This window comes from Parasphingomonas zepuensis (assembly GCF_036663735.1).
GTDB lineage: Bacteria > Pseudomonadota > Alphaproteobacteria > Sphingomonadales > Sphingomonadaceae > Sphingomonas.
In genome coordinates this window covers 1-1,340 of sequence record NZ_JAXOJO010000040.1, presented here as the reverse complement: position 1 = coordinate 1,340, position 1,340 = coordinate 1, and the positions used below count along the sequence as shown (strand labels likewise).

The 1,340-nt window shown below is 59.8% G+C and carries 2 protein-coding genes; both read right to left on the bottom strand.

Annotation, left to right across the window (positions count from 1 at the left end; translation table 11 throughout):
* Window positions 1–469: aldehyde dehydrogenase family protein (locus U1769_RS25035; RefSeq protein WP_332720874.1), on the bottom strand; the 469-nt coding region annotated here is incomplete at its 3' end.
* A 267-nt stretch (window positions 470–736) separates the two neighbouring features.
* The coding region (locus tag U1769_RS25030; RefSeq protein WP_332720873.1) for a zinc-binding dehydrogenase at window positions 737–1,340 on the bottom strand (604 nt) is incomplete at its 5' end.

Genomic DNA, 1,340 nt, shown 5'->3' with positions numbered 1-1,340 from the left:
AGGTCTCGCCAGTGGGACGTGAGGTAAGGCCTGCTGCTTCGCGGAAGGCAACCACGGTCAGCCAGCATTCCCAGGCTGCCTTGCCACGCGTCGAGCCGGTTTCCTTGATCAACGCCTCGACATAGTAAGCTTCATTTTCCTCGATGAGCTGCGCTGCCTTGTGGAAGAGGGCAGCGCGGGTCGAGGAGAGCAGTGCTTCCCAGGCCGGCTGTGCAGCAACTGCGGCAGCGATCGCTGCATCCATGTCCTCGACCGTGCCATCGGCTGCTTCAGCCCAAGGCTGACGCGTTGCGACCTCGAGGTCGACGAAGGTCTTGCCATCGCTTGCCGACCGCCATTCGCCGCCGATCCACAAAGGTGACTGGCCCGTCATCGCTAGATGAAGCGCCGGATTTGCTGCCTGTCCAATAAGATTTTCCTGCGGTGCGTTCATGTCATGTCTCCTAGAGCGCCTGATGAGATGACTCATCGTTTCTCAATGCCGCACCGCTGAAACAGCGGTTCGGGTATCCCCCTGGCTGAGCGGGCGGCTGCCTGAGATGCTCCAGAGCCAAGCCGATCCCACTAATATCCCCTGCGCACATCATGTCGGCGAATTGCGGATACTTTCGGTCCGGCTCGCTCGTCATGATCCGCTTTACCATCCCCGAAATTCGTCCAATCACCTGTCGCATCGGATCAACTCATTGTTCGGATATGTGCCGCCGTGGCGTTGCACCTCATAACCAGGCAGCGGTCACAGCCGCAGGATCGGCTTGATCGTCGTGCCTGCCGCACTGTCCGCGACCGCCTGATTGATGTCCGCGAAGTCATAGAATTTGACGAGACGATCGAAGGGAAAACGTCCCTGTTCGTACAGTTCGATCAATTCCGGAACGAAGACCTGGGGTATGCAATTGCCTTGCGCGATGCCCATGATCCGTTTGCCCGGGATCATCACCATGTTGACATCGACATTCACTTCAGTGCCCATTTTGGGGGCGCCGACGATGCCGCAGGTTCCCAGTGTACCGAGCGCATCGATAGCCTGGCGCAGCACCGCAGCAATTCCGCTCGTCTCAAGCGTGAAGTCCGCGCCCCCTCCAGTGATTTCCTGAATGGCTGCCACGGGATCGGTTTCCTTGCTGTTGACCACGTGCGTCGCACCAAGTTCCAGGGCGAGATCCAGTCGGCTTTGCGTGATATCGACTGCGATGATCTTGGCAGCACCCGCAACACGGGCGGCCATGATGGCGCTAAGGCCGACCGCTCCCGCGCCGAACGCAGCGAAACTCGCGCCGGCAGGAACCTTCATCGCGCGCAGAACCGAACCCGCACCGGTCTGAATGCCACAGGCCAAT